The sequence below is a fragment of the Vibrio sp. Vb0888 genome, from assembly GCF_033338835.1.
In the GTDB taxonomy this organism is placed as follows: Bacteria; Pseudomonadota; Gammaproteobacteria; order Enterobacterales; family Vibrionaceae; genus Vibrio; species Vibrio alginolyticus.
In genome coordinates this window covers 1-1,031 of sequence record NZ_JAWOTL010000343.1, presented here as the reverse complement: position 1 = coordinate 1,031, position 1,031 = coordinate 1, and the positions used below count along the sequence as shown (strand labels likewise).

Here is a 1,031-nt window from a genome sequence, read left to right as displayed (position 1 = left end):
GGATGTTGAACTATCGCCAACAACCAGTGGGTCAACTCTATACTATGATGTGTACGCGAACTTGCCATTGCCGCCGCTTGCTCTAGCGTTTCCTTCGCTTGCGGAGACAATCTTTCGACCAACGCTGAAAGTGATAATGAAGCCATTATGTTTCCTTTAAACCGTAATTGTTATGTTGCGATCTTCCGTACGTTCATGTTTTTTCAGTACAGAGCCGACACCTAACTGACCTTGTTGCTTAGATATTTGAACTTGAGGCAATAGACTATGTTTAGTCGTGAGTTGCCATTTAACGTGCTTGTGTTTGCCAATGAAGTCACCTGCTACCTGTTTTATCGTTTTCAATGTATTGGTCTTGGGTAATAGATTTTTGACTTGCTTACTTTCCTTTGGGAGAAACTCAATTGTTGTACTTGCATTGATATTCCAGGCTTTTTTCCCTAGTGACGCACCAGCACCGAGTTGTGCAAACTGGCCTTCGGGCATACTTTTCGATGCCAAACGAGTTTGTTCAGATTTAGACAGTCGCATCCATTGACCTTGAAACTCGTGAATACGAATTTGGCAACCAGACAAACATTCCAAAATGCTCTTCAATGCACCTTTACTTCGTGTTGGAGATGCATACATGCCGCCATAATGCAGTGCTAGATCATTCCCATCGCCAGTCAATGACGACATGCAATCAGTTAATGGGGAGCGCTGATTTTTTGCATGCGCACGCGCTTGTATGGTTAACTGACTCAACTGCCAACTTCGCTAATAGAGGGATAAAAGCCGATGGTTAAAAATGTCATAGAAGTCCACCATCGCATGATCGCCTTCTTTCAGTCGATGCAATGCAAGCTCACTGTAATGCTGAGGCAGTACACCCTGCTCCCCCGTCAAGCCAATCAAATTTGTCTCAAGCGCTAATTTATCTTTACCTAATGGTTTAGTAGAAACGAGTTGCACATTCTCAAAGCCTAAAGACGCATTGACCTTTAAGTTGAGTTTCTCGTTTTTTGGTAATGCATCTGTTCCAATTTGCG

1 pseudogene is annotated in these 1,031 nt (G+C 43.2%); it reads right to left on the bottom strand.

Features of this window, described 5'->3' with window-relative positions:
• Positions 1–156: 156 nt before the first annotated feature.
• Positions 157–1,031, bottom strand: a pseudogene (gene tssG / locus R7P72_RS26135) (type VI secretion system baseplate subunit TssG); the annotation flags it as partial.